Genomic DNA, 4,802 nt, shown 5'->3' on the forward strand with positions numbered 1-4,802 from the left:
CATCAATTTTGCATTCTAGTGGACTGTTTGAGCTAATTTGGTGCATTAGATTTAATAGGCGTAGGTTGGGTTGAGGAACGTAAACGCTCTCCGGGCAGTTTCCCGCAGGGTAAACCAACATGGATATTGGTGTTAGGTTGAACGCAGTGAAACCCAACCTACAATTCTTTTGCATCACTTTTTAATCAGATTATATATATAAATATCAAATATTATTAGATTTTTAGGACATAATTTAAGACTTATTTTAATGTTTTATATCAAGTTCGGGTAATTACTTATTATTAAAAAGCCATAAGAGCGCAAATGGCTTCTTTGATTGAAGCGTTTTCAGGAGAGTATGGTCGAATCGCGTCGCAAATTATTGCAGAGGGGCAGGCTGATCCACAAGCTCTAGCCAGTTACCGTGATCGCTTTATTTATCTCGCCGTGCTGCGGTTAAAACTATTATTGTGCAGGGCATTGAGAGTGGCGAGTTTGATCCGAGTCTTGATCTAGAAATCGCGATCGACATTCTTTACGGGCCTATTTATTTTCGGCTTTTGATGGGACACTTGCCCCTTGATCAGCAGTTTGTAGAGCAATTACCTCAATGGGCACTGAGAGCCATCAAGCTTTTTCATGAAAAATACATATAAATACTCTCTTGCTGAAGTTCGCACAAATTTCATTTAGTCTGCAAACCCACAACAGATAGCAATGATTCGGTTAATGCTTAGAAGACTAGCTTATATCATGTCCGTTTAAAGACTTATGATTGGGCTGACGCGGAGATAGGGAGACGCGGGGACGCGGAGAAATTTTTATGATAAGTGATTATCCGAACTTGATATTAATCGTATTTTATCTCCGATAAAAGATAAAAAAGGGTAATTCCAGAATTTCTAGAATTACCCCCATTGAAATTTGGAATTTAAACCAAAATTCAGTTATACAAACGCTGCGGTTTTTACGTCGTTATTTGCTAGAATTTCTTGCAATTCTTCGGCGTCTACCGTTTCTTTATCAACAAGCATCTGTGCTAGCTGATCGAGAATATGACGGTTACTTATCAACACATCTTTAGCGCGTTGGTAGGCTATATCTACAAGTTTGCGAACTTCTTCATCAATCGCAGCTGCGGTTTCTTCTGAGAAATCGCGCTCTGACATGATATCGCGACCCAGGAACATGTTGCCTTGTTGACGACCGAGGGCGACGGGGCCGAGTTTATCACTCATGCCAAATCTGGTAATCATCTGGCGGGCAACTCGCGCTACTTGTTGCAGGTCATTGGAAGCACCGGTAGTAACTTCTTCTTCACCAAATATGAGTTCTTCGGCGAGGCGACCACCCAAAGCTACGGCCATCTGATTCTCTAAATAGGCACGGCTGTACAAACCAGTGTCCATACGGTCTTCGCTGGGGGTAAACCAAGTTAAACCACCTGCACGTCCACGGGGGATGATGCTGATTTTTTGTACAGGGTCGTAGTCGGGCATTAAAGCACCAACTAAGGCGTGACCAGCTTCGTGATAGGCTACCAAGGTTTTGCGCTTTTCGCTCATTACCCTGTCTTTCTTCTCTGGGCCGGCTAATACGCGGTCAATAGCATCATTGATTTCATCCATTGAAATTTCAGTCAAATTCCGGCGTGCAGCCAGAATTGCGGCTTCATTCAACAGGTTGGATAAATCAGCACCTGTAAAACCAGGGGTACGACGGGCGATTTTATCCAAATCAACATCTTTCGCCAAGGTCTTACCACGGGCATGTACCTTGAGGATTTCGCTACGCCCTGAATAGTCGGGACGGTCTACAACAACTTGACGGTCGAAGCGACCAGGACGCAACAATGCAGCATCTAAGACATCGGGACGGTTAGTGGCAGCAATGATGATAATACCAGTATTGCCTTCAAAACCATCCATTTCTGTGAGCAACTGGTTGAGGGTTTGTTCGCGTTCGTCGTTCCCACCACCTAAACCTGCACCCCGTTGACGGCCAACCGCGTCAATTTCATCGATGAATACTATACAGGGAGCATTGGATTTAGCTTGTTCAAACAAATCGCGGACGCGGGATGCACCCACACCAACGAACATTTCCACAAATTCGGAACCAGAAATGGAGAAGAAAGGTACACCTGCTTCACCGGCTACAGCACGAGCCAACAGGGTTTTACCTGTACCAGGAGGGCCAACTAGCAGTACACCTTTAGGAATTTTTGCACCAACTGCGGTAAAGCGATCGGCGTTTTTGAGAAAGTCTACGACTTCGTTTAGTTCTAACTTGGCTTGGTCAATACCTGCAACATCGCCAAATGTTACTTGAGTTTGCGGCTCCATTTGAACTCTGGCTTTAGATTTACCAAAGTTCATAGCTTGGCTACCTGGGCCGTTTTGAGCGCGGCGTAGCAAGAAAAATAAGCCAACCAAAAGCAATACTGGGAAAAATAAGCTGCTTAGTGCCTTAAACCAGAATCCTTCATCTGTTTGTGGCAAAACAGAAATATCAACACTTTTTGTGGTCAGAAGATTTATTAGTCCTGGATCGTTAACCAAAGTCACCAACTTTTTGTTGGGGTCATATTTGGGTGTTACCAGTGCTGTAGAGCGGTCTGCACTAAGACTAACCTTTTCGACTCTGCCTTTCTCAACTTCTTGTAGAAACTGGCTGTAGCGCCATGTTTCTCTACTTTGGGGTTGTTTGTCAAAAAATGCTGTTCCTAGTGCAATCACAACTATAAAAAGCAGCGCATACAGCCCCGCATTTCTCCATCTTTTATTCACCGAGGTTTATCCTCCTGTCTTTTTTTGCTTTAACTTTCTAGCGGGCGTTTTGCGCCATCGCGTAGCGTCTTTGAAAAAGAGGGCATTATGAAAATTATGTTAACTTATCTTAAGGTATAACAGAACGGCGCGGCTGTCATGTTAAGAATAGTGCCCTGATTTGCTGAAAATTAGGATGGTAGGGATTATATTGTAGCGAGCCTGTGGGCTGCTTGACGGTATGGATGGGGATAATTTCTACCACACTATTAGTGTAGGCGATCGCTTCTAAACTGTTGACTAACCCTATTGTCCAAGGTTCTTCTTGTACTGATTGTTGCTTGAGTTGCAGCCAGTTGATGATTTGCGATCGCGCGATTCCTGGTAAAATTCCCTCAAGCAATGGCGGTGTCCACCAACTACCATCACGCCATCCCCAAAGATTACCTGTACTTGTTTCTAGCCAATTTCCGGCATTATTCACTAAAATCGCTTCTTGAGCATCTAAGTTGTGGGCGCTATTTTTTGCCAGCCATGCACTTAAGTAGTTTCCGGTTTTATGAGTGGGGAGAGGGCGATACAATTCTGACTGGGCGATAGTGCAAGTCACGCCATGTCTTTGTTTCTGTGGCAAATCCTCTGGTAAGAACCTGCCAATTATCCATTCCCGGCCATCAGCAAAGAGCGTGATTCTGAGAACAGGAAAGTGTAGTGAGATCGTTTCTGCACCTTGACGTACTCGGTTCCAGTCCGGTTGTTGCCAATCAAAAAATTTTAGTGAAGAAAATAGGCGATCGCAATGTGCCGGCCAGTTGGTTAAACTACTATCGAGCGAGTTATTATAAACCCGCAGCGTTGTAAAAACAGTTGCACCATAAAGCAAGCCTGGATCGTTAATATTTAATTCCAGAGTTTGAGATTTAATTAGATGACCACTATACCAAAAAATGTCATTTGTCATTGATTAATAACTCAATCTTTAGGAGGAAATCTAATTGTTTGTGTGCCTTCAGGAGTTGAAATAACTTTTCCTCCTAATGCCTCAATAGCGCTAATTGCTCTTTGACGCGTTTGATCATCAACTTTATTACCTAAAACCATGGCCCAAGTGGCTATTTGTGCATATTTGCTATTAGGATTTTTGCTTAAAAATTCAGCGGTTTTCTGAGAAATATTCATGACAAACTTACTCTCATCATCTGAGTAGCCGCTAGCCCAGTTTGCTGCCATTGTGAAAGATTGCTGAGCTGCTTGAGCATTTCCTAAAAATAATAATTCGTCAATTCCTTTGTAACGCCATACATAATAAGACTTTTTCGGAACCAATGGAGATAGGGATTTTAAACCCTTCTCCATCAATCCTATAGCTCTTTCGGGCATGGCAGCATATAAAGAGGTGCTAGTAGAAAGGCTCAGATAAGCTGCTAAAAATCGCGGGTCTTGTTTGAGAATTACCTCAAAATATTCTGGACTTAGGCTGTAACCTGTTTTGTCACGAACTTCATCATCACCGAAGTATTGGAGAAAATTGAGATATGCCCAATCTGCAATTAAATTATTATAGCCAAAACTGGGCATAATTTTGAGAAAATTCAAACGCAGATTTTCTAACTTAATTTCTTTTTCTAGAGTTGCTAAAGAGGTAGCTTGTTTACTACTGATGAGATTTTGCAGTCGGGGAAATTGCATAAAGCCGACTCCTAATATGCATAAACCGATTACAAAAGGTGTAGTAATAGCTTCACGAGATAAAAATAACATTTTTTATATTCCTAGCCAGCGATTATTGCATATAATATTACCTTTATAAAATTTAAGGTCAAGACTAATGAACTGTTCCATGAAAGGGAACAGGGTCAGGAGCCACCCACTCCTGGCTCTTATGGGTAGGTTTTTTAGATTTCGCGTTTTGGTTGACGCAAAGACGCGCTTACACGGTGAGACAGCGAGTAAAGGAGGGTTTCCCTCCGCAGGCGACTGCGTTAGCGCAGCGTAAAGCCTGCGGCATAGCTTCGCTTAGAGCGAGCTTGCGAGCGTCACCCGAAGGGGGAC

General features: G+C 42.9%; 4 protein-coding genes. 1 reads left to right on the top strand and 3 read right to left on the bottom strand.

The genetic code is table 11. The annotated features are described in order from the left end of the window. Window positions 1-452: 452 nt before the first annotated feature. Window positions 453-638, top strand: a complete 186-nt coding sequence (locus AC5JMF_RS29805; protein WP_495799318.1) for a TetR-like C-terminal domain-containing protein — start codon at window positions 453-455, stop codon at window positions 636-638. Window positions 639-929: 291 nt separating this feature from the next. Here the strand turns inward: AC5JMF_RS29805 and ftsH3 are convergent, their stop codons facing one another. From ftsH3 to AC5JMF_RS29820, 3 genes are all read right to left on the bottom strand, one after another. After that, window positions 930-2,771, bottom strand: a complete 1,842-nt coding sequence (gene ftsH3 / locus AC5JMF_RS29810; RefSeq protein WP_495799319.1) for an ATP-dependent zinc metalloprotease FtsH3 — start codon at window positions 2,769-2,771, stop codon at window positions 930-932. Between the two features lie 136 nt (window positions 2,772-2,907). Beyond that, a complete protein-coding gene (locus tag AC5JMF_RS29815; RefSeq protein ID WP_495799320.1) occupies window positions 2,908-3,711 on the bottom strand; it encodes an aminotransferase class IV in 804 nt (267 codons plus the stop codon). Between the two features lie 11 nt (window positions 3,712-3,722). Further along, window positions 3,723-4,511 carry a hypothetical protein gene (locus AC5JMF_RS29820; RefSeq protein ID WP_495799321.1) on the bottom strand — a complete coding sequence of 263 codons (789 nt, stop codon included), beginning with the start codon at window positions 4,509-4,511 and terminating at the stop codon, window positions 3,723-3,725. Between the last annotated feature and the right edge of the window lie 291 nt (window positions 4,512-4,802).

This window comes from Desmonostoc vinosum, from assembly GCF_059505385.1.